At 63.5% G+C, this 21,359-nt stretch carries 18 protein-coding genes and 1 riboswitch; of the genes, 12 read left to right on the top strand and 6 right to left on the bottom strand.

What is annotated here, in order from left to right; genetic code table 11:
- The first annotated feature begins 67 nt into the window (after positions 1 to 67).
- The 7 genes from LOY53_RS24335 to LOY53_RS24305 all read left to right on the top strand — a co-directional run bounded on the left by LOY53_RS24335 (position 68) and on the right by LOY53_RS24305 (position 8,215).
- Positions 68 to 1,825, top strand: a complete 1,758-nt coding sequence (locus LOY53_RS24335; RefSeq protein WP_027592485.1) for a carbamoyltransferase — start codon at positions 68 to 70, stop codon at positions 1,823 to 1,825.
- Positions 1,809 to 2,939, top strand: coding sequence for a glycosyltransferase (locus LOY53_RS24330; RefSeq protein ID WP_258703377.1), 1,131 nt, complete (start codon positions 1,809 to 1,811; stop codon positions 2,937 to 2,939). The genes LOY53_RS24335 and LOY53_RS24330 overlap by 17 nt, the downstream gene beginning before the upstream one ends.
- On the top strand, positions 2,939 to 3,835 hold the full coding sequence (locus LOY53_RS24325; RefSeq protein WP_258703376.1) for an antimicrobial resistance protein Mig-14: 897 nt from the start codon (positions 2,939 to 2,941) through the stop codon (positions 3,833 to 3,835). The genes LOY53_RS24330 and LOY53_RS24325 overlap by 1 nt, the downstream gene beginning before the upstream one ends.
- Complete coding sequence (locus tag LOY53_RS24320; protein ID WP_258703375.1) at positions 3,832 to 5,235, top strand: PIG-L deacetylase family protein; 1,404 nt, start codon at positions 3,832 to 3,834, stop codon at positions 5,233 to 5,235. The genes LOY53_RS24325 and LOY53_RS24320 overlap by 4 nt, the downstream gene beginning before the upstream one ends.
- 48 nt (positions 5,236 to 5,283) lie before the next feature.
- Entirely contained in the window at positions 5,284 to 6,240 is a 957-nt protein-coding gene (locus LOY53_RS24315) for a glycosyltransferase (RefSeq protein WP_099455514.1), read from the top strand.
- A 64-nt stretch (positions 6,241 to 6,304) separates the two neighbouring features.
- On the top strand, positions 6,305 to 7,078 hold the full coding sequence (locus LOY53_RS24310) for a glycosyltransferase family 2 protein (protein ID WP_099455513.1): 774 nt from the start codon (positions 6,305 to 6,307) through the stop codon (positions 7,076 to 7,078).
- A gap of 45 nt (positions 7,079 to 7,123) precedes the next feature.
- Positions 7,124 to 8,215, top strand: coding sequence for a glycosyltransferase (locus tag LOY53_RS24305; RefSeq protein WP_252826023.1), 1,092 nt, complete (start codon positions 7,124 to 7,126; stop codon positions 8,213 to 8,215).
- A 3-nt stretch (positions 8,216 to 8,218) separates the two neighbouring features.
- Here LOY53_RS24305 and LOY53_RS24300 read toward each other — a convergent pair whose 3' ends face one another.
- Complete coding sequence (locus LOY53_RS24300; RefSeq protein ID WP_027592492.1) at positions 8,219 to 8,824, bottom strand: hypothetical protein; 606 nt, start codon at positions 8,822 to 8,824, stop codon at positions 8,219 to 8,221.
- Between the two features lie 100 nt (positions 8,825 to 8,924).
- Here LOY53_RS24300 and LOY53_RS24295 point away from each other — a divergent pair, with 100 nt between their 5' ends.
- The 3 genes from LOY53_RS24295 to hldE all read left to right on the top strand — a co-directional run bounded on the left by LOY53_RS24295 (position 8,925) and on the right by hldE (position 13,476).
- Positions 8,925 to 10,100 carry an O-antigen ligase gene (locus LOY53_RS24295; protein ID WP_258703374.1) on the top strand — a complete coding sequence of 392 codons (1,176 nt, stop codon included), beginning with the start codon at positions 8,925 to 8,927 and terminating at the stop codon, positions 10,098 to 10,100.
- A 15-nt stretch (positions 10,101 to 10,115) separates the two neighbouring features.
- Entirely contained in the window at positions 10,116 to 11,924 is a 1,809-nt protein-coding gene (gene msbA, locus LOY53_RS24290) for a lipid A export permease/ATP-binding protein MsbA (protein ID WP_027592494.1), read from the top strand.
- 130 nt (positions 11,925 to 12,054) lie between these two features.
- Positions 12,055 to 13,476 carry a bifunctional D-glycero-beta-D-manno-heptose-7-phosphate kinase/D-glycero-beta-D-manno-heptose 1-phosphate adenylyltransferase HldE gene (hldE, locus tag LOY53_RS24285; protein WP_252826021.1) on the top strand — a complete coding sequence of 474 codons (1,422 nt, stop codon included), beginning with the start codon at positions 12,055 to 12,057 and terminating at the stop codon, positions 13,474 to 13,476.
- Between the two features lie 183 nt (positions 13,477 to 13,659).
- On the opposite strand, the gene LOY53_RS24280 is transcribed toward hldE, so the two are convergent.
- The 4 genes from LOY53_RS24280 to LOY53_RS24265 all read right to left on the bottom strand — a co-directional run bounded on the left by LOY53_RS24280 (position 13,660) and on the right by LOY53_RS24265 (position 17,144).
- Entirely contained in the window at positions 13,660 to 14,628 is a 969-nt protein-coding gene (locus LOY53_RS24280) for a metal ABC transporter ATPase (protein WP_258703373.1), read from the bottom strand.
- A gap of 37 nt (positions 14,629 to 14,665) precedes the next feature.
- On the bottom strand, positions 14,666 to 15,478 hold the full coding sequence (locus tag LOY53_RS24275; RefSeq protein ID WP_099430597.1) for an aldo/keto reductase: 813 nt from the start codon (positions 15,476 to 15,478) through the stop codon (positions 14,666 to 14,668).
- The gene (locus LOY53_RS24270) at positions 15,475 to 16,650 is read right to left on the bottom strand and encodes an FAD-binding oxidoreductase (RefSeq protein WP_027592498.1); all 1,176 of its coding nucleotides are present in this window, start codon (positions 16,648 to 16,650) and stop codon (positions 15,475 to 15,477) included. Before LOY53_RS24270 ends, LOY53_RS24275 begins: the two co-directional genes overlap by 4 nt.
- A 161-nt stretch (positions 16,651 to 16,811) precedes the next feature.
- Positions 16,812 to 17,144: a multidrug efflux SMR transporter gene (locus LOY53_RS24265; RefSeq protein ID WP_008095055.1), complete on the bottom strand. Its 333-nt coding sequence runs from the start codon at positions 17,142 to 17,144 to the stop codon at positions 16,812 to 16,814.
- An 85-nt stretch (positions 17,145 to 17,229) separates the two neighbouring features.
- On the opposite strand from LOY53_RS24265, the gene LOY53_RS24260 reads away from it, so the two are divergent.
- Entirely contained in the window at positions 17,230 to 18,120 is an 891-nt protein-coding gene (locus LOY53_RS24260) for a LysR family transcriptional regulator (protein ID WP_252826020.1), read from the top strand.
- Positions 18,121 to 18,131: 11 nt separating this feature from the next.
- The gene (gene waaA, locus LOY53_RS24255; protein ID WP_258703372.1) at positions 18,132 to 19,403 is read left to right on the top strand and encodes a lipid IV(A) 3-deoxy-D-manno-octulosonic acid transferase; all 1,272 of its coding nucleotides are present in this window, start codon (positions 18,132 to 18,134) and stop codon (positions 19,401 to 19,403) included.
- Between the two features lie 151 nt (positions 19,404 to 19,554).
- Here waaA and LOY53_RS24250 read toward each other — a convergent pair whose 3' ends face one another.
- Positions 19,555 to 20,991 (bottom strand): TolC family outer membrane protein, encoded by a 1,437-nt coding sequence (locus LOY53_RS24250; RefSeq protein WP_252826018.1) that lies wholly within the window; start codon positions 20,989 to 20,991, stop codon positions 19,555 to 19,557.
- A gap of 161 nt (positions 20,992 to 21,152) precedes the next feature.
- Positions 21,153 to 21,259, top strand: a riboswitch (TPP riboswitch).
- Positions 21,260 to 21,359: the final 100 nt, after the last annotated feature.

Below are 21,359 nucleotides of genomic sequence, written 5' to 3'. Positions count from 1 at the left end.
CGCCCTTTAGCCGCCATCCGCCCACGAGGCCGCTGGCGCATCTCTACCGAAAGAAGAGGCTAATCCCTTGGCATTGACGATTCTTGGCCTGTCCGGCGCCCTTAGCCATGACCCTTCCGCGGCCCTGTACATTGACGGCAAGCTGATTGCCGCCGCCGAAGAAGAGCGCTTCGTGCGTGACAAGCATGCGAAGAACCGCATGCCCTACGAGTCGGCGAAGTTCTGCCTGGAACAGGCAGGCATCAAGCCATCCGACGTCGACGTGGTAGCCATTCCGTTCGCCCCGATCAGCCTGTTCGGCAAGGCCCGCTGGCACTATGCCAAGCGCTACTGGTATGCCCCGGACCGCGCCCTCGACGCGATCCTGATGGGCAACCGTCGCTACAAGCGCTACCGCAAGAAGATCGTCTGGTGCCTGGAGCAACTGGGCTTCGACCCGAAAAAGGTCAAGATCGAACCGGTCGAGCACCACCTGGCTCACGCCTCCAGCGCCTACCACTGCTCGGGTTTCAAGGAAAAGACCGCGATCCTGGGTATCGACGGTAAGGGCGAGTACGCCACGACCTTCTTCGGCTATGGCGAAAACGGCAAGATCCACAAGATCAAGGAGTTCTTCGACCCGGACTCCCTGGGCGGCCTGTATGGCGCGATCACTGAGTTCCTTGGTTTCGAAATGCTCGACGGCGAGTTCAAGGTCATGGGCATGGCGCCGTACGGCGACGCCAGCAAATATGACTTCTCGCGCCTGGCCAGCTTCGAGAACGGCGAGCTGGTAATCAACACCGAATACGCCAACGTCATCGGCCTGCGCCGCTATAAAGAGAAGGGCAAGGGTTTCTACTTCTCGCCGAAGCTGATCGAGTGGCTGGGCCCCAAGCGCGAAGGCGATATCGCCGACGAGCCGTACATCCACTACGCCGCCAGCATGCAGGCGCTGTTCGAGAAGCTGGCCCTGCAAATGATCGACCATTACCTGGGCGATACCTTGAAGCAGACCGGCAAGCTGGCCTTTGCCGGCGGCTGTGCGCTGAACGTCAAGCTCAACCAGAAGATCATTGCTCGCCCGGATGTGAAGGAGCTGTTCGTTCAGCCTGCTTCCGGTGATGCCGGTACTGCGGTGGGCGCCGCAGCCTATGTGTCGCATGCCCGTGGCGTGCCGGTCGAGAAGATGGAACACGTCTACCTCGGCCCGTCGTACTCCAACGAGGACGTGATCGCCGCCTGTGCCCGTCACCCGGACCAGCCGAAGTGGCGCAAGCTCGACAACATGCCCGAGCAGATTGCCAAGATCATGGTCGACGGCAACCCGGTAGCCTGGTTCCAGGGCCGCATGGAATTCGGCCCGCGCGCCCTGGGTGGTCGTTCGATCATCGGCTGCCCGAGCGTCGAAGGCGTAGCTGACCGCATCAACCACCAGATCAAGTTCCGCGAGCGCTGGAGACCTTTCTGCCCATCGATGCTCGACACCGTCGCCCCGCAGATGATCAAGGTCGATCACCCGGCGCCGTTCATGACCTTCACCTTCGAAGTGGCTGAAGAGTGGAAAACCCGCGTACCGGAGGTGGTCCACGAGGACGGCACTTCGCGTGCCCAGGTGCTCAAGCGCGAATACAACCCGCGTTACTACGACATGATGAAGGCGCTGGAAAACCTGACCGGCAACGGCGTGTCGCTGAACACCTCGCTGAACCGCCGGGGTGAGCCGATGATCTGCTCGCCGACCGATGCCCTGAACATGTTCTTCGGCTCGGACCTGCAGTACCTGATCATGGAAGACATCCTGGTAGTGAAGGACGGCGCGGCCGCGTATGACCAGCCGCTCTGAACCGCGCATCCTGCAGTTCTGCCATGGCTATGACGGGCCGTTTCTGGACTGTGCCCGTCAGTACGCCAGCCTGTTTCAGGGGCGTGGCTACCAGGTCACCACGGTGTTTCTCACCGGCGCCGCCGACCCGCAGGTCGCGGCCGGCTGCGCGTCGGACGAGGTGCTGTTCCTGGAGTTCAGCTCCAAGGCCGTGCGTGGGCTGAAGCTTGGCGCCATCCGTGCTTTACGGCGGATCGCGGCTGAGCGCCATTTCAGTTTCTGCATCGCCCACCGGTTCAAACCGATCTATGTCGCCTTGTTGGGCACTGGCCTGCCGGTGATCGGTGTTCACCACGCCTTTGGCGACTATCAGCGCAAAGGGCGGCGGCTGTTTGCCAACCTGTTCAGCAAGCGCCTGAGCCTGCTCGGCGTTTCCGATGCGGTGCGGGACGACATGCGCCGCTGCCTGCCCGCATGGCCGGCCGACCGTATCCAGACCCTGTATAACCGCATCGACATCGAGGCCCTGCAGGCTGCATTGGTGCCTCCGGACGCGGCGCGCGAGGCACTTGGCCTCGACCCTCAGGCGTGGATCGTCGGCAACGTCGGCCGCCTGCACCCGGACAAGGACCAGGCCACGCTGCTGCGCGGTTTTGCCCAAGCGCTGCCGGGGCTGCCTGCTGGCGCTCGCCTGGCGATACTGGGCAAAGGTCGCCTGGAAGCCGAGCTCAAGGCACTGGCTGCCGAGCTGGGTATCGCCGGGCAGGTGGACTTCCTCGGCCAGGTGCCGGATGCCCGCCGCTATTTCACCGCGTTCGATGTGTTCGCCTTGAGTTCGGACCACGAGCCGTTCGGCATGGTCCTGCTCGAAGCCATGGTCGCGGGCGTACCGGTGCTGGCCACGGCCTGCGGCGGTGCCCGCGAAGTGGTCGAAGGTGTGGGTGTGCTGTTCCCGCTCGGTGACGCTGCGCAGCTAGCCCAAGGCCTGAAGCACATGGCCACGCTGGATGAGCAGCAGCGTGAAGCGTGCGCCGAGCACATGCTGCAACGCTTGCACCAGCGCTTCTCTGACCCGGCGGTGCGCGAGGCCTTCTGGCAGTTGCCGCAGGTGCGTGCCCTGGTGGCGCAGGCGTGATGCTCAATCATATCCAAGCCTTCCGCGAACGCGGCTGGCAAGTCATCGACGCCAAGGCGTATGCCGAGGCTTGGGCACGTTTTGGCGGCAGCGTGGCTACGCACCCGCTGGTGGTCGAGCAGTTGGCCGAGCTGGCGCAAATTCCCGTGCGCTACCTGGGTTGGCTGCAAGGCGGCGAGCTGAAGGCAGCGATCCCGACGTGGGGGCGCCACCTGGCGCTGTCCAAGGACGTGCTCAAACGCGCGGGCAAGAAAGGCCTGTTCGACCTCGGTAACGCCGAGATCATCCTGCCGGCCGCCGCCGATGCTGGCGCGCCATTGCGCCATGCCGCGCGTTACCTGTCCGAGCTGAACCAGGGCCGCTTCACAGGGCTCAAGGCGCAGACCGAGCAGTTGGCCATGGCCCGTGCCCACGAGGACCTGTCGAAGAAGTTTCGCTACAACCAGCGCCGCGAGTTGCGTTTGCTGGAAGAAGCGGGCGGGGTGGTGCGGCCGATCAGTGACTTTGACGCCGGCCAGGTTGCCGCTATGTACCGTGACCTGTTCCAGCGTCGCTGGGGCTTCCCGGCCACCGGTGCCGAGCGCATTGACGAGGTGCTCGAGCGTTTGCGCGAGCTGTTGATCGGTTCGGTGCTGTTGCTCGACGACAAGCCCATCGCGATTCAGTTGGTGTATCGCGTCGAAGCGCCCGAGTGGATCAGCGTCGAGTACGTCAACGGCGGTGTCGACCCTGAAACCAAGGCGTTCAGCCCCGGTAGCGTGCTGAGCTTCCTGAATACCCAGGCGGCCTGGGAAGACGCTCGGGCGCGTAACAAACCGCTGCGGTTCTCGTTCGGTCGCGCCGACCGCGAGTACAAGGACCGCTGGTGCAACCCTGTACCGGTGTTCCAGGCGTGAGCCGCAAGCAGCAGTTGCTCAAGCGCCACCGGCGCAACAAGCGCCTGGGCTTGCTTACAGGCCTGCTCGCGCTGATCGCGTTGGGGGTCTTCACCTGGTGGTGGCTGCCGCTGTTGCTGCTGCCGCTGGTGTGGGCCGCACACGAGGCCTGGTTCGCGGACCACCTGTTCTACGCGCCCACCGAGGACTATGCCTACAACTTCGGTGAGCAGGCCCGTGCAGCCTCGGCCAGTCTGCAAAACGGCCTGTTGAAGGCCGACGCAGCGCTGCAAGGCGACGAAACCCTGGTCCTGGAGCTGCGGGTAAAGAGCACCTGGTTGGGGCGGTTTCTCGACCCACGGGTGGAGCTGTTGGCGGATGAGCTGACGGATCGGCAGGCGTTCGAGCGCGGTGTCGACGGGGTTCGCTTCCTCAACCTGACCGGCCTGGCCGCGCCGCTCCAGGCCGGTACGCTGCGTATGCGGGGTCGCCATTGCCGGCTGCAAGGCGAGCCGCGCCTGTGGATAACCCCCAGCGTCGAGTTGCAGCGCCGTCGCGTGATGGTCATTGCGCCCCATGCCGATGACGCTGAGCTGGCAGCTTATGGCCTGTACAGCCAAGCCGACGAAACCTGGGTAGTCACCCTGACTGCCGGCGAAATCGAAGCCGAGCACTATCAACAGATGGGCCTGGGCAAGGCCGAGGCGGCGCGCCTCAAAGGGCGTTTGCGTGCTTGGGACAGCATTGCCGTGCCGCGCTGGGCGGGGGTGCCGGAATCGCGCTGTGTGCAGTTGGGCTACTTCTGTCTGCAACTGCCAGCCATGCAGGCCGCGCCGGATGTGCCGGCCGCTTCACGCGAAGCCGACATGGCCGATATCCGCCCGTTCCGCCAGTTCAATCCCTTCGTGCTGCCCGCCGACAGTGATGGTGCGCCGACCTGGCACAACCTGCTGGCCGACCTGCGCGCGTTGCTGGCCATGGCCAAGCCCGAAGTGCTGGTCATGCCGCACCCGCAACTCGACCCGCACCCCGATCATATCTGTGCTCAGGCGGCCGTACTGGAAGCCTTGCAGGGCCTGGAGTGGCAGCCGCAAACATTGCTGTGCTACGCCAACCACCTGCATGACAACGACCGCTGGCCGATGGGTGACAGCGGCGACGGTGTGGCGTTGCCGCCACAACTCAGTGCCGACCAGCCGTGGGCGCCGTGCGCGCTGGTGCTGGGCCTGCCGACCCAACACGACAAGGCCATGGCCCTGGGCATGATGCACGACCTGCAGCCCCCGGCGCCGTTCAAGCGCCGCCTGCGCCGGCTGTTGCAACGCTGGCTGGCCGGGCGCCGGCCATCGCCCTATGGCGAGAACGAATTCTTCCGCAAGGCCGTGCGCCGACATGAACTGTTCTGGCGGCGTGAGCTGTAGGCGCGCCCCCTGGTTGACCGCGATGGCGCTGAGCGCCCAAGGAACGCAATGAAAGTCTTATTTCTGGTGCAGAAGGAACAGCGGGCGATCCTCGACCGCCTGTACGATGGCGTCGCGGCCAACTGCGAATGTGACCTGCGCTGGCTGACCAGTGAAGACCAGCGTAACCTGCGCCGCTACTTCAAGCGTGAAGTGCAGGTGGAGCGTTATGACCGCATCGTGTTCTTCCTGCGCTTCAAGCAGGAGATCCGCCAGGTGGCGTTCATCCAGACGGTGCCAAACCTGGTCATCCTCGAGCACGACGCCTACCAGAACTACATCCCCTGCAAGTACACCGGCAAGTTCAGCGCGCATTACCGCAAGCTGCCGTGGGCGCGGGTGATCAGTTCGGGCTACATGGTCAGTGAGCGCCTGCGCCAGGAAGGCTTCGACGCGGTATTCGTGCCCAAGGGCTACGATGAGCGGCTGCTGACCGATCAAGGGCGTGAGCGCGACATCGAACTGGCGTTCGTGGGCAGCACCAACAGCGTTGCCTACAGTGGGCGCAAGGCGCTGCTGGACGAGTTGGGGCGGGTCGAGAACCTGGTAGTGACCCGCACCAAGTCGGGCGAGGACTACTGCAACACGCTCAACCGTATTCGTTTCTTCGTCAGTGCCGACGTCGGCATGGGCGAGTACATGATCAAGAACTTCGAAGCCATGGCCTGTGGCTGTGTGTTGCTGGCGTTCGACCAGGGCGAGGAAGAAAACCGCGCCCTGGGCCTGCAAGACATGCACAACGTGGTGTTCTACGACAGCATTCCGACCCTCCAGGAAAAGCTTGGCCGTTTGCGGGCCGACCCTGCGCTGGCACAGCGGATTGCAGAAAATGGCCGCCATCTGGCGGTTTCCCGTTTCAGTTTCGGTGAAGTTGGACGTAGCATCGTCGACCACATGCGCCCTGCGCTCAGGCCTCATCCGCCGTTGTCTGCCTGGCAGCGGCTACGCCTGAAGCTGGGTATTTAAAAAGAGCTTTCGTGCCTACGGAGCGGGCGCTGGAAGTCGATTGTCGCAATGCGGAGGGAGTCCGGTGCGCTTTTCAAATGAGAGTGACGTCACGCTGGTCGTGACAAGTTGTGGGCGGTTCGATCTGCTCAAAGATACCCTTGAGAGTTTCGATCGCTACAACACCGCGCCCATTCGCGAAGTCTTCATCACCGAAGATTCAGGTGACGAGGCCGTGCATGGGGCAGTGCCGGAGCACTGGAAACCGCACTGCACGGTGTTCGTCAACCGGCCAAAACTGGGCCAGCTGCCGTCGATCGACCTGGCTTACAGTCACGTCAAGACGCCCTACATCTTCCACTGCGAGGATGACTGGCATTTCTATCGGCAGGGCTTTGTCGAAGACTCCCGGGCCATCCTGGAGGTCAGCCCCAACCTGCTGCAGGTGTGGCTGCGCAGCCATGCCCACGACCTGGCCGTGCACAGCCCCTACATCCACCTGGGCGATCGCCAGGTGATCGCGGGCGTGCCGTGCTATCCATTGCTGTCCGAGAAGGCCGACTGGCAAGCGTTTTCGCTCAACCCCGGCCTGCGTCGACTGAGCGATTATCAGCGCTGTGCGCCATTTGCCGCCTATGCTGGAGAAAAGGCGCTTTCCCGTCGCTATTCAGAGTTAAATCTGACAGCGGTCACCTTGGAGGGTGATGCAGTATTGCACACAGGATTTGGTAATCACGTGACCTTGCCGGTAGAAGTAGAGCGCAAGGCCAAACGTCGTCAACGTGATCGAGTAAAGCTGGCATTGACGCTGGTGGCGGGTGCCGTAATCGGCATGGGTATCACCATTTTTGTTCAATGAAGTCGCAGTCCCACCTGACTTGAGCGGGAGAGGGGCGCTAACCCCATGAACATCGTCAATATGATGTGGGCAGGCGGTTCGCCGTACATGTCCATCCACAAGGTTCATCGACAGGTGCTTTCTCATGCGGGCCCCGATGCCAGGATCAGCAATTGGCTGCTGCTAGGCAGCGGGCTTTGCTGTGGGCTCGGTTCGACCCGGGAGTGGCATATGCCACCGCGTGCGCTCAAGGGCCGGCACTTGTGGCGCCTGCTGCGCCCGTGGCTGCGCATGCGTCTGCGCAGGGCGCTGGCCGAGGCCCAGGCCGAAATCGTGCTGCTCGATGGTGTCGGTGTCGCCAGGCTGGTGCTGCCGCTGTTGCAGCAGATTCCCCATGTACGCGCCAAGGTGCTGTTCCATGGCAAGACACGGCTGACGGCAAGCGACATCCGCTTGTTGCGCACGCTGCCCGCCGAGCGCCTGAGCATTGCGGCGGTTTCCCATACGCTTGCCGAAGCCCTTGAGCGTGATCTCGGCAGGCCCGTACAGACCCTGCGCATGGCGCTGGACCCACGGGCGTTCGTCGAGCCGCTGTTGAGCCGCGAGCAGGCCCGGCAAGCGCTGGCGTTGCAGCCCGGCAATGGGCAGGTGTTGGGTGCAGTGGGGCGGCTGGTCGAGAGCAAAGGCTTTGAAATGCTGATCGAGGCGTTTGCCAAGGCCGCTGTCCACAAGCCTGATCTGCAACTGGCAATCATCGGTGAAGGCCCCTTGCATGCCGTGCTGCAAGCGCGCATCGACGCGTTGGGCCTGGCCGGGCGTGTGCACCTGTGCGGTCACCGTGAAGACTTGCAGCAGCTCTACCGCGCGTTTGACTGGCTACTGGTGCCTTCGCGGTCAGAAGGCCTGGGGTTGGTCGTGCAAGAGGCGGTGATGGCCGATGTGCCGGTGGTCTGCAGCGACCTGTTGGTCTTCCGTGAGCAGTTGCTGGACACCGGTGGCTACCTGCCCATTGCCGATCAGTCTGCCTGGGCTGAGGCGATAGAACGCTGCAGCGTGCCTGGCGCCACCGCCCTGGCTGCCCGGCAACGCCAGGCATTGGCGCCGGAGCAGGCCTGGCAGGCGTTCCAGAACGGGTCGCAAAGCCTGCTGCGCGGTTGAGTGTCAGCGGGCCAGCAGGGCGGCCTCGAAGTCGGCGAGGGGGAACCGGTCACCCAGGTTCTCCCGCTGAATGTAGTTCACCATGTGCTGCACGTTGCGCCGAATCATGCGTGCAGACAGCGGTGGGCGCAGGAAGCGCATGTCGGCCACGTCGATCAGGCCCAGGCGCTGGTCGGGGGTGACCACGACATTGCCCAGGTGCAACGAGCGGAAGTAGACACCGCTGCGGTGCAGTTGGCGGATCAACTCGATCAACCGCGGCAGGTAAGTGTCCCAGCTGAAGTCAGCATCGCGCGACATCTGCAGCAGCGTGCGCCCAGGCAGCGGGCGGTACAGCACCGCCGTTCTGCCGGGCAGGTCAAGCTTGTGCTGGCTGATCACCTCAAGGGTAGGGATACCCAATTGCGCCAGGCGCGCGGCGTTATCGACGAAGCGCTGGGAGTAGGGGCGCAGCAGCGCAGATGAAATCAGTCGCTTGCGACGAAAAACCTTGAGGAAATTACCATTCTCGAGCAGGTAGACTTTGGCGCCATGGCTGTCTGCCTCTAGCACCTGTGCGCCTAGTGTCAGCTGATCGAATTCGACCTGGGTGAGCCGGGAGCATTGCATGAATAGGGCCTTGTCGTCTGGCGAGCAAAATGACCGGCAATAATGCCGAAAATAATGCGGTAGCACCATGGATGGTGTCTTTGATTCATCGGGGGAAAGGATGTTGTATGAAAAAAACTGGGCGCGCGCCTGGTTAGGATTGGGTCTGGTCTGGTTCTTGGCGGCGATTGCGCTGGCGCCCAGCAATAAGCTGTATCAGCAAGGGCTGGTGCTGTTCTTGTGGTTGCCGACGTTGCTGTTGGCGTGGTCTGCCCGGCAGGTGCTGGCCGAGGCTTGGCGGCGTCAGCCGGCCTTGTGGGCGAGCGTGCTGCTGTTGCTGGCCTGGAGCGGGATCAGTTTGGCCTGGTCGCCGTCTGAGGAACCCGGGCGCGAAATCAAGCGGCTGATTTATATCCTGGTATTTCTGATGGCATTCCCGCTGTTGGCGCAGCGTGGTCAGCGGCGAATTAGCCATTTGTTGGCGTTTGGCAGCGGCTTGCTGGGCCTTGCCGCGCTGATCTCGATCATCAACTTCTATGGTGTGCAGGGCAACCCGCTGCCAGCAAGGCTGGGAGGGATCGGCGAGATTTCGCACCCGATCCTGGGCGCTTATGTGATTGGCGCTGCCGCGCTGCTGCTGCTTTACCAGCCGCCGCGTCATCGCGGCCTGCAGTTGGCCTGGCTGGTGGCGCTGGCCTGCCTGGGGGCCTTCGCGGTGCTTAGCCAGAGCCGTGGCGCGGTGCTGGCCCTGGTTGTCACCGTGGTGCTGGCCCCGCTGTGGTTCCGCGACCGCCACAGCCGGCTGTTCGCCATCCTCGCCATGATCGCCACCGCTGCGGCCTTCTACACCCTGTACAGCCTGATCGCCCAGCGCGGCTCTTCGTACCGCCCGGAGATTTTCCATGCGGTGCTGAGCATGATCGCCGCCCACCCTTGGACAGGGCTGGGGCTGGGCGCGGCGTACGATGTGAGCGCCGTGGGTATGCACTTCGACCATACCCACAACATGTTCACCCACGTTGCCGTGGAAATGGGCCTGCCCGGCATGCTGCTGTGGGTGGCCGTGTGGCTGTACACCCTGGCGGAAATCGTCCGGGCACGCGGCACGCTGTTCGGCAAGATCCTGCTGTGCTTCTGGGTCTACTCGACCCTGGCCATGCAGTTCGATGCCGCCAGCCTTACCGGTACACCGCGTGCAGAGTGGTTCATCAGCTGGCTGCCGGTCGGCCTGGCCATGATGTTGCCTTGGGGGCGTGCCGAAAATGACGCCTGTGGTAAAATTTCCGGTTCAACCTGAACAGCGAGCTCGATGATGGCCGAAACACCGCGAACCGCGGAGCATACCTCCAGCCTGAAGATCTACTTCCGGCTGCTGAGCTACGTGAAACCCTATGCCGGCATTTTCCTGCTGAGCATCGTCGGTTTCGTGATCTTCGCCTCGACCCAGCCGATGCTGGCCGGGATCCTCAAGTATTTCGTCGATGGCCTGAGCAATCCGCAAGCCGTGTTGTTCCCTACCGTGCCTTACCTGCGCGACCTGCAGCTGCTGCAGGCGGTGCCGTTGCTGATCATCCTGATCGCGGCCTGGCAGGGGTTGGGTTCGTTTCTGGGCAACTACTTCCTGGCCAAGGTTTCCCTGTGCCTGGTGCATGACCTGCGTGTCGAGTTGTTCAACAAGTTGCTGGTGTTGCCCAACCGCTACTTCGACAACCACAACTCGGGGCATCTGATCTCGCGTATCACCTTCAACGTGACCATGGTCACCGGCGCTGCGACCGACGCGATCAAGGTCGTGATCCGCGAAGGCCTGACGGTGGTCTTCCTGTTTGCCTACCTGTTGTGGATGAACTGGCACCTGACCTTGGTGATGGTTGCCATCCTGCCGGTGATTGCGGTGATGGTGAGCGTTGCCAGCAAGAAATTCCGCAAGCAGAGCAAAAAGATCCAGGTGGCCATGGGCGACGTAACCCACGTGGCGTCCGAGACCATCCAGGGCTATCGCGTGGTGCGCAGCTTCGGCGGCGAGGCTTACGAACAGCAGCGTTTTGGCCGCGCGAGCCAAAGTAATACCGACAAGCAACTGCGCATGACCAAGACCGGCTCGCTGTACACGCCGATGCTGCAGTTGGTGATCTACACCGCCATGGCGGCCTTGATGTTCCTGGTACTGTACCTCCGTGGTGACTCGACCGCCGGTGACCTGGTGGCCTACATCACTGCGGCTGGCCTGCTGCCGAAACCGATCCGCCAGCTGTCCGAAGTCAGCTCGACCATCCAGAAAGGCCTTGCCGGTGCAGAAAGCATTTTCGAGCAGCTCGACGAAGAGCCCGAGGTAGACACAGGCACCCTCGAGAAGGCGCAGGTGGAAGGCCGTCTGGAAGTGCGCAACCTCAGCTTCACCTACCCCGGCACCGACCGTGAGGTGCTGAGCGACATCAGCTTCGTCGCCGAGCCGGGGCAGATGATTGCCTTGGTAGGCCGCTCCGGCAGTGGCAAGTCGACCCTGGCGGCGTTGATTCCGCGCTTCTATCACCACGACAAAGGGCAGATTTTGCTCGATGGCGAGGAGATCGAGAACTATCGCCTGCGTAATTTGCGTCGTCATGTGTCTCAGGTCACCCAGCACGTCACCTTGTTCAATGACACGGTCGCCAACAACATCGCCTATGGCGACCTGGCCGGTGCACCGCGCGAGGACATCGAGGCGGCGGCTGCCGATGCCTATGCCAAGGAGTTCGTCGACAAGCTGCCGAAGGGCTTCGATACCGAGGTTGGCGAGAACGGCGTGTTGCTGTCCGGCGGCCAGCGCCAGCGTCTGGCGATTGCCCGGGCGTTGCTTAAGGACGCGCCATTGCTGATCCTCGACGAGGCAACCTCGGCACTGGATACCGAGTCCGAGCGGCATATCCAGGCCGCACTGGATCACGTGATGGAAGGGCGGACCACCTTGGTCATCGCCCACCGCCTGTCGACCATCGAGAAGGCCGACCTGATTCTGGTGATGGACCAGGGCCGCTTAGTAGAGCGCGGTACCCATGCCGAGTTGCTTCAGGCGAATGGCCATTATGCCCGCCTGCATGCGATGGGGCTGGATGAGCCGGCCAAGGCCGATATCACCTGAACCTCTTTGATCGGGGCCTCGCCGGCCCCGATTGTCACCGGAATTTTCAAGGGCCCGATCTGGCCATAAAGCCGTCGCTTACCCTGTGCTAATATCCTGCCCCTGTTCATTATTTTCATATGGGTTGCCCATGAAGTTGTCCATGCCGCGTTTCGATCAAGCCCCGGTACTGGTGGTCGGCGATGTCATGCTCGACCGCTACTGGCATGGCGGTACTTCGCGTATCTCGCCTGAAGCGCCAGTCCCGGTGGTCAAGGTCGATCAGATCGAGGATCGCCCCGGCGGCGCGGCCAACGTTGCCTTGAACATCGCCGCCCTGGGCGCGCCGGCGTCGCTGATCGGTGTCACCGGCCAGGACGAGGCCGCCGACAGCCTGGCCAACAGCCTGCAAGCAGCGGGCGTGCGCTCGGTGTTCCAACGCATCGCGCACCAGCCGACCATCGTCAAGTTGCGGGTCATGAGCCGCCACCAGCAACTGCTGCGTATCGACTTCGAAGAACCGTTCGCCACCGACCCGCTGTCGTTGGGCGCGGAGGTCGACAGCCTGCTCGATGGCGTCAAGGTGTTGGTGTTGTCCGACTACGGCAAAGGTGCGTTGAAAAACCACCAGAGCCTGATCCAGGCCGCACGTGCCAAGGGCATTCCGGTGTTGGCCGACCCCAAGGGCAAGGATTTTTCCATCTACCGCGGTGCCAGCCTGATTACCCCGAACCTCAGCGAGTTCGAAGCCATCGTCGGCCGTTGCGCCGATGAGGCGGAGCTGGTCGCCAAGGGCCTGCAGCTGCTGCTGGACCTCGACCTGGGCGCCTTGCTGGTCACCCGTGGCGAGCATGGCATGACCCTGCTGCGTACCGGCCAACCCGCATTGCACTTGCCGGCCCGGGCGCGTGAAGTGTTCGATGTGACCGGTGCCGGCGATACCGTGATCTCTACCCTGGCGGCAGCCATCGCGGCCGGTGAAGAACTGCCACACGCGGTTGCCTTGGCCAATCTGGCTGCGGGCATCGTGGTGGGCAAACTGGGCACGGCGGCAATCAGCGCGCCTGAGCTGCGCCGGGCGATCCAGCGCGAAGAAGGTTCCGAGCGCGGTGTGCTGGGCCTGGAGCAACTGTTGCTGGCGATCGATGATGCGCGTGCGCACAAGGAGAAAATCGTCTTCACCAACGGCTGCTTCGATATTCTGCATGCCGGCCACGTCACCTACCTGGAGCAGGCGCGGGCCCAGGGCGATCGGCTGATCGTCGCGGTCAACGACGATGCGTCGGTCAGCCGTCTGAAGGGGCCTGGCCGCCCAATCAACAGCGTCGACCGCCGCATGGCGGTACTGGCGGGGCTGGGCGCGGTAGATTGGGTGATCAGCTTCCCGGAAGGTACGCCGGAAAACCTGCTGAGCCAGGTGAAGCCGGATGTGCTGGTCAAAGGCGGCGACTATGGTATCGACCAGGTGGTCGGCGCCGATATCGTCAAGGCCTATGGCGGGACCGTGAAAGTGCTCGGGCTGGTTGAAAACAGCTCGACCACGGCGATTGTCGAGAAGATCCGCAAGCATTGATGTGCCTGCGCACTGCGCCTTTGTTGTACCCGCACAATGCGCGGTCCTTGTACCTGTGCAATGCGCGGTCATTGTAGGAGCAGCCTTGTGCTGCGAAGAGGCCGGTGAAAGCACCATAGATTGAGGGTGCTGTCACCGGCCTCTTCGCAGCACAAGGCTGCTCCTACAGGCGCGCGTGTGAATTTATTTGTTAAGCGAAGTCCGCGCCCGCGCTAGCAGCGCCCGTGCCTTGTCGCCAAACCGCTGCAGGTGTGAAGCCCGCCCTGGCTTGGCCTCCACCAAGCCCTGCTGCTTCACCCAATCCCGCCAGCGAATCCGCTCATCGGTGACCACCCAGCCTTCCTGCCGGGCAAAGCTCTCCGCCAGGTAAAGCCCGCGTGTGCTCGCCGGCACCAGCTCGTCCTTTTTCAGCGTATAGAGTTCGGCCAACGGTCGGCCTTCTTCCAATGGCATCAGGTACAGGTCAGGGCGCTTGCGATTCAGCCGGGCCACCAACTGGTCACCTTCCAGGCGTTCGTCGACATGGAACAAGCTGAGTTTTTTGGCGTCCTTGGGTACCTGCAGGCGCATGTCATAGATCAGCTGCAACGAGGCGGTCGGCAGGTGCACGTAAGCCCGTGGTCGCTCCAGCAGCATCAGCTTGCCGCAATGCACCGGCCGTGCCGCGCCAGACTCCGGCGTCAGCACAAAAGGCAGCGCTTCGCGGTAGTGCAGTGCGGCGGCGTAGGGCGCCGGTAGCCAGGTGTCGTTGAAGCGCCCGCCCAGCCAGCCTTCCGGTGTTTCCAGCAAACACTCCTCGGCCACTTCCTGGACAGCGGTGTGCAGCGGCAAGTTGAGCTCTTGAGCGGGGACGTAGCCTGAAATCAGCTTCAGCACCACGTCGCCACGGTCCTGGCGCCGTTGGCGCACCAGTACCCAGTAATCACGGTTTTGCCAATGCAGGGTCAGGCGTACCGAAACGCCCAGGTTGGCCAGCTCGGCCACGAAACGCTGTGTGTCGGGCAACTGGATGGCCCTGCGCCGCTGTTGGGTCTGGGCGAAGTTCAGCGGCATGCCGATGCTCTGGTAGACCAGGCCTTCGGCGCTAGCCTCGACATGCAGCGGCAGTGTCTTGAAGTTGCTCGGGTTCTTGCGGATCAGCGTACGCGGCACGAGGTTCCTCCTCCTGTCGGACGCCCGCGAGGGCGGCTCAATGCTGGCCCAGAATTCGGGCTACGGTGGCCACGTTATGGGCCAGGTGCAACGGATTGATGGTGCCGACGATAGCACTGCTGACGCCCGGGTGGGAGAACAGCAGCTCGAAACTGGCCTGCACCGGGTCAACCCCAGGTGCCAGGCAGATGTGCCCGCTGGCCAAGGCTTTTTTAACCAGGATCGCCTTGCCGTGCTCGGCAGCGTAGTCCAGCACTGGGCGTTCTGCCTGCTCGTTCAGGTTGTAGGTGACCATGGCGCAGTCGCCCTGTTCCAGGGCTTTGAGGCCGCCAGCGACGGTCTTGCCGGACAGCCCGTAGCCGAGGATCTTGCCTTCCTGCTTGAGGGCGGCCAGTGTCTGGTAGACCTCTTGCTGTTCGAGGATGGCCAAGTCATTACCGTCGGAATGCACCAGCACCAGTTCGATGTGGTCGGTTTCCAGCAGGCGCAGGCTGCGTTCGACCGAGCGGCGGGTATGGGCGGCGCTGAAGTCGAAGTGGGAGTGGCCGTTGTCGAACTCTTCGCCGACCTTGCTGACGATCACCCACTCATCACGCTGGCCGCGCAGCAGCGGGCCAAGGCGCTCTTCGCTGCGGCCATAGGCCGGGGCGGTGTCGATCAGGTTGATCCCCAGTTCGCGCGCCTGGGCCAGCAGCATGCGGGCCTCGTCATCGCCGGGGATGGTGAAACCGGTCGGGTACTTCACGCCTTGGTCGCGGCCCAACTTGACCGTGCCCAGGCCCAGGGGCGAAACCGTGAGGCCGGTGCTGCCCAGGGGGCGATGGAAGTCGTGCAGGGTCGGCAGGCTCATGGCAGCAGTTGCTCCCAAGCAGGCACGCCCAGCGCAGGGCGTGGCAGGCCAGAGAGGTCGGCTTGCGCACTGGGGCGTATGCCGTCGCGCTCAAGCTTGGCGATTACCCGGTCGCTGAAGTCCGGGGCCAGCGCCAACTTGGTCGGCCAGCCCACCAGCAGGCGTTGCTGGTCGGCAATAAACGCGTTGTCCGGGCGTACCAGGCCCGACTGTGCCGGTTCGGCACGGTCGACGCGCAGGGTGGCCCAGCGAATCTGGCTTTGGTCGACCCACGGCAGCAGGTTGCCGATTTCCTTTTGCGCCGCGGCAATCTGCGCGGCAGGCTCACGCGCTACGCCATCGGCCTCGGCCAGGTCGCCGCCGAGGTACCAGACCCACTGGCCATCCGCCGCCGGGTGGGTGGTGATGGTGACCCGTGGCTTGGGCCCGCCGCCCAGGCAGTGTGCATACAGCGGCTTGAGGTTCGGCCCCTTGGCCATGACCATGTGCAACGGGCGACGTTGCATGGCCGGCTGGCTCAGGCCCAAGGCGTGCAGCACGTCTTCGGTGCCGGCGCCGGCGCTGAGCACGATACGTTGCGCACGGATTTCACGGTCGTCCACGCGCAGGCCAACTAGCTCATCGCCGTCACGCAGGGGTTCGATACGTTCGCCGGCGAGCAGGCTGTCGCCGGCCAGCTCGGCCAGGTTGGCCAGCAGGCTGGGCACGTCGATGACCAACTCGGCCAGGCGATAGACCTTGCCCTTGAAGTCGCGGTCCTGCAGGGCGGGTGGCAGTTGCTCACCCTTAACCTGATCGACGCGGCCGCGCACGGCCTTGCTGGCGAAGAAGCTGGTGAGGTTGCCGGCCAGGGTGCCGGGGGACCAGAGGTAGTGCGCGTCGGACAGCAGGCGGGTCTTGCCCAGCGGCAGCTCGCCATCGCCCGCCAAGGCCTCGCGCCAGCGTCGCGGCATGTCGGCGATCGCTTCCGAGGCGCCGGTCAGGGCGCCGTGCAGGGCGTACTTGGTGCCGCCGTGGATGATGCCCTGGGACTTGATGGTCTGCTCGCCACCCAGGCTGGCGCGTTCCACCAGCACGGTCGAATAGCCCTGGCGGCGCAACCGGGCATTGAGCCAGAGGCCTGCGACCCCGGCGCCGACGATCAGCACGTCAGTGGAAATGGCGGTTGGCATGGCGGTACCTCGAAGACTGGGACAGCTGGCAAGTATACAGGCTATACCTGAGACGGCCCTATCGCCGGCAAGCCGGCTCCCACAGGTACGGCGTTGAGTCAGAGGCCAATGCTACCCCTGTGGGAGCCGGCTTGCCGGCGATGAGGCCAATTCAGGTTGCATCAATGCCCGGCAGTTTTCGAAAACAGCTGAATCACAACCACCCCGCCAACGATCATCGCCATGCCCAGCATTGCGGGCACATCCAGCTTCTGCCCATAGATCACCAGCGCTGCCACGCTGATCAGCACAATCCCCAGCCCCGACCAGATGGCATAAGCAATACCCACCGGAATGCTGCGCACCACCAGGGTCAGCATCCAGAAGGCAATGCCATAACCGACCACCATCAACAGCAATGGCAACGGCGTGCTCAGGCCCTTCACTGCTTTCATGGAGGCAGTGGCGATGACTTCGGCGCAGATGGCAATAGCGAGGTAGGTGTAGGCGTTCATGGCAATTCTCCGGTGACTGGTCTGGCATTCTAGACGCCACCTGGATGCGGTAAAGTCATTACCTATCACCATGGGAGATAGGTTGATGGCGGAACACTGGAACCTCGATCAACTGCGCACCTTCGTCCGCGTCGTCGAGCTGCGCTCGTTCTCCGCCGTTGCCCGTGAGCAGCGCAAGGCGCAGTCGGCAATCAGCACTGCAATCGCCATGCTTGAAGCCGACCTGGGCGTGACCCTGTTCGACCGCAGCAGCGGCCGCCAGCCCAAGTTGACCGAAAACGGTACCGCGCTGCTGGAGGACGCCCGCGAGCTGCTGCGCCAATGCGAGCGCCTCGACGGCCGTGCCCTGGCCCTGATGCGTGGGCAGGAAGCCTTGCTGCGTGTCGCCCAGGACGAGGCCATGCCCTATCAACCGGTGATCGACAGCCTCGATGAACTGGCCAGCCGCTACCCGTACCTGGAAGTGCAACTGGCCAGCGGCGCCCAGGGCGATGTGGCGCGCAAGCTGGTGGAGCGGCGTGCCGACCTTGGCCTGTTCTTTCATCACGAAAGCATGCCGGCATCGCTGGAGCGTCGTGCCTTGGGCAGTGTGGAAATGGTCACGGTGTGCGCGGTCGGCCATCCACTGGCGCAGCAGGCCAAGGTCAACCGCCAGCAGTTGGCACGCCATCGCCAGCTATTGATCACCCCGCAACAGAGTGGCTACCCCGGCGGCGAGGCGATTAGCCCGCAGGTCTGGCGTGCCGACAGCTTCTACGCCATGGCCGAGCTGCTGATGCGCGGCCTGGGCTGGGCGTGGTTGCCCCGGCACGTAGTCCAGTACCCCACTTACCAGGCGCACATGGTCGAGCTCGCCAGCGAGTGGCGGCCGCCGGCACTGGTCGTAGAACTGGCCTGGCGCCGTGACGAGCCACTTGGGCCGGCTGCGCAATGGCTGGCCGAGCGCTTTGCAGTGCACCTGCGCGCGATCGGGTAAACTTCGCCGCCATGAACAGAACTCTTTATACCTTGCTGTTTCACTTGGGCCTGCCACTGGTTGCGCTGCGCCTGTTCCTGCGGGCGCGCAAGGCACCGGCCTATGGCCAGCGCATCGGCGAGCGCTTTGCCTTCAGCCTGCCGCCCATGCGCCAGGGCGGCATTTGGGTGCATGCGGTGTCGGTGGGCGAAAGCATTGCCGCCGCGCCCATGGTACGGGCGCTGCTGAAGGCCTACCCAGGCCTGCCGATCACGCTTACCTGCATGACCCCGACCGGGTCCGAGCGCATTCGTGCGATGTTCGCCGATGAACCGCGTGTGCAGCATTGCTACCTGCCCTACGACCTGCCGTGGGCGGCCGGGCGTTTTCTCGACCATGTGCAGCCTAAGCTGGGCATCATCATGGAAACCGAGCTGTGGCCGAATCACATTCACCAGTGTGCCAAGCGTGGCATCCCGGTGGCGCTGGCCAATGCGCGGTTGTCCGAGCGCTCGGCCCGTGGTTATGGGCGTTTTGCCAAGTTGACCCGGCCGATGCTCGCCGAGATGAACCTGATCGCGGTACAGACCGAAACCGAAGCGCAACGTTTTCGCGACCTGGGCGCGAGCCCTGAATGCGTGCAGGTGACCGGTTCGATCAAGTTCGACCTGAAGGTCGATGACCAGTTGCTGCCGCGCGCCAAGGCGCTGCGCGAGCAATGGGGCGCCAGCCAGCGCCCGGTATGGATTGCCGCCAGCACCCATGAAGGTGAGGACGCGCTGATCCTGCAAGCACATCAGAAGCTGCTGCAGGTGCATGGCGATGCGCTGCTGATCCTGGTGCCACGCCACCCGGAGCGGTTCGATGCAGTGCATGCCCTGTGCAGCGAGCAGTTCACCACCGTGCGCCGCTCTGCCGGCACCCCGGTCGATGACCAGGCCCGCGTGCTGCTTGGCGATACCATGGGCGAGTTGCTGTTCCTCTATGCCTTGGCCGACATCGCCTTCGTCGGCGGCAGCCTGGTCGCCACCGGCGGCCACAACCCGCTCGAGCCCGCAGCACTGGCTTTGCCGGTGATCATGGGGCCGCATGTGTTCAACTTCCTGGAGATCAGCGCGATGCTGAAGGACGCCGGGGCGTTGCAGCAGATCGAAGATGCCGACGGGCTGGCCGAGGCGGTGCGGCGGTTGATCGAGTTGCCGCAGGATCGTCAGCGCATGGGCGAGGCGGGCAGGGCGGTGATGCGGGCAAACCAAGGGGCATTGCAGCGCTTACTGGATGGGCTGGGCGCGCTTATCCGCTGACGCCTGCATTGGTTTTCCTGGCCCTATCGCTGGCACGCCAGCTCCCACAGGGACTGTACATGGCTTGAGGCCAGTGAAGAGCCTGTGGGAGCTGGCTTGCCAGCGATAGGGCCATCAAAAACAACCCGGCCTGTGAAGTGTCCCTCCTAGCTCAGGGCCTGCGCTCGAAGTTCTTCGCCGCCGCCGCCGCCAGGTCCGGTGGCAGGAAGTCCTTGTCCGGGTTGTAGTCAGGCTTCAGGTAGCGCCCGAGGTCTTGCAGGTCTTGCGGGCTCAGGGTTCCCGCGGCCTGCTTCAGGCTCAGGTTGTCGAGAATGTAGTCATAGCGGCTGTTGTTGTAATCACGCACCGAGGTGTACAGCTGGCGCTGGGCGTCGAGCACGTCGACGATGTTACGGGTACCGACCTGGTAGCCGATTTCGGTGGCTTCGAGCGCGCTCTGGTTGGAAATGATCGACTGTTTGCGTGCCTGCACCTGTTCCACATCGGTGTTTACCGCGCGGTGCAGGTTGCGGGTGTTTTCCACCACCTGGCGGCGCAGGCTTTCGCGCTGTTGTTCGCTCTGGCTCAAGCGCTGGTAAGCCTCGCGCACTTGCGAGCTGGTCAGGCCGCCGCTGTAGATCGGGATGTTCAGTTGCAGGCCGATGCTGGTCTGTTCCACATCACTGCCGTAACGCACGTTTGGCTGCGCGGGCGAGTTGGTGAAGCCCAAGCTGTCGTTATCGCCTTTCTGGTATTTGGCGACCGCATCCACGGTTGGGGCATGGCCGGCCTTGCGCTGGCGCAGGGTTTCTTCGGCGGCATCGACGGCGTAGTTGGTCGCCAGCAGGTTGAGGTTCTGGCGGGCAGCGGTTTCTACCCAGGACTTGGCGTCATTGGGCATAGGCACCTGGATCGGCAGGGTGTGGACCACACCTTGGATCGACGAGTATTCGCGATTGGTCAACGTCACCAGCGCCTCGAAGGCATCCTGCACCTGGCGCTCGGCGATGATCCGGTTGGCTCGGGCCGTGTCGTAGCTGGCCTGGGACTGCAAGACGTCAGTCTTGTCGGAAAGGCCCACATCGAAACGTTCGTTGGACTGGTCAAGCTGGCGCTTGAAGGCGGATTCCTCGGCCTTGGTCGCGGCCAGGTTATCCTGGGCCCGGAGCACGGCAAAGTAGTTTTGCGCGGTCTGCAGGATCAGGTTCTGCTCAGTGGCAGACAATTCCAGCGCCGCCTGTTCGTTGACCGCCTCGGCCGCCTGCAACTGGAACCAGCGGTCGGCACGGAACACCGGCTGCGCCAGGGTGGCGCTCCAGGCGTTGCCGCTGCGGTTGGCGGTGAGGGACGGCTCGTCGAGCTTGGTGCGAGTGTTCATCATCTCGGCACCCGCCGACAGGTTCGGCAGCAGGCCGGCGCGGGCCTGCGGAACGACTTCGCGGCGGGCGCCATAATCGGCGCGGGCTGCCGCAAGATCGGCGTTGTTGTCGACCGCTTCCTGGTAGACGCTGACCAGGTCGGTTTTAACCGTCATGGGCATTTCTGCTGCCCAGGCCATTCCGTTGGACGCACAAGACACGGCTATCGCCAGTGAGAGTTTGCGCAGCATAGAGGCAATCCTTGTACGAAATATAATTACTGAACTGTTGAGTATCGAGCGATGGGCCAGTGTAGTGCCATGCGCCCCCGGCAACAATCGCCCAGTGCGCCTTTCATCATCACCCGTATTTACCCGCTTGGCTTTGCCGACCACTCCAGTCTAGACTGCGCATGTTCTTGTCGGGGTGCCTTGAAGCAAAGGCTGAGATCGCAAAGTTGCGGATCCCGTTGAACCTGATCAGGTTAGCGCCTGCGTAGGGAACAAGATTGCTCGCCTTCCCGGGGAGCCTCTTGTGCCAGGTCCGGGAATGTCTCAGCTGCAAGCAGCTCACGGCACCCCCATGTATCCGGCACTGCACACCCGTAAAGGGGTGCGTC

The sequence above is a fragment of the Pseudomonas sp. B21-031 genome, from assembly GCF_024748985.1.
Classification (GTDB): domain Bacteria; phylum Pseudomonadota; class Gammaproteobacteria; order Pseudomonadales; family Pseudomonadaceae; genus Aquipseudomonas; species Aquipseudomonas kermanshahensis.
The sequence above is the reverse complement of the archived record's forward strand: the minus strand, read 5'-3'. Positions and strand labels throughout refer to the sequence as shown.